Origin of the sequence: Hymenobacter terricola (assembly GCF_017921975.2) — a bacterium.
GTDB lineage: Bacteria > Bacteroidota > Bacteroidia > Cytophagales > Hymenobacteraceae > Hymenobacter > Hymenobacter terricola.
Map to the genome: position 1 here is coordinate 1 of NZ_JAGEMO020000109.1, position 918 is coordinate 918.

The 918-nt window shown below is 58.4% G+C and carries 2 rRNA genes; both read left to right on the forward strand.

Annotated elements, in window-relative coordinates:
• Positions 1-670: ribosomal RNA gene (locus tag J4G38_RS25605) — 23S ribosomal RNA — on the forward strand; the annotation flags it as partial.
• Between the two features lie 133 nt (positions 671-803).
• Positions 804-915, forward strand: a 5S ribosomal RNA gene (rrf, locus tag J4G38_RS25610).
• Positions 916-918: the final 3 nt, after the last annotated feature.

Below are 918 nucleotides of genomic sequence, written 5' to 3' on the forward strand. Positions count from 1 at the left end.
CGGGAGACAGTGGCTGCTGGGTAGTTTGACTGGGGTGGTCGCCTCCAAAAGAGTATCGGAGGCTTTCAAAGGTCCGCTCAGTCCGCTTGGTAACCGGACGCAGAGCGCAATAGCAGAAGCGGGCTTGACTGTGAGGCCGACTAGCCGAGCAGGGTCGAAAGACGGATATAGTGATCCGGTGGTTCCGCATGGAAGGGCCATCGCTCAAAGGATAAAAGGTACGCCGGGGATAACAGGCTGATCTCCCCCAAGAGCTCATATCGACGGGGAGGTTTGGCACCTCGATGTCGGCTCGTCACGTCCTGGGGCTGGAGAAGGTCCCAAGGGTTCGGCTGTTCGCCGATTAAAGTGGCACGCGAGCTGGGTTCAGAACGTCGTGAGACAGTTCGGTCCCTATCTGTGGTGGGCGTTGGAAATTTGACAGGACCTGTCCTTAGTACGAGAGGACCGGGATGGACCAGCCGCTGGTGCGCCGGTTGTACCGCCAGGTGCAGCGCCGGGTAGCTACGCTGGGACGAGATAAGCGCTGAAAGCATCTAAGTGCGAAACTCACCTGGAGATGAGATTTCCCAATGGAAGGCCCGTCGGAGATGACGACGTGGATAGGCGGCAGGTGAACAACCAGAAATGGAATAGCTGAGCCGTACTAAGTGGCCGAGGGCTTCGCTAAGCAAGCATTGCAAAATGATTGCATCATTCGTCGGGCGCGCACCGCACGCTTCGTTTTTGTCCCCTTACGTCGAGTTATTGAGGGTTGCGTTCCTGCGCGAGCAGGGCATCAGAACGCCGCAACCCCCGCCAGCAATGGTGGCTTTAGCCCGGGTGTTCACCTCTTCCCATTCCGAACAGAGCCGTTAAGCCCCGGTGCGCCTATGGTACTGCCTTCACCGGTGGGAGAGTCGGTCGCCGCCAACCTTT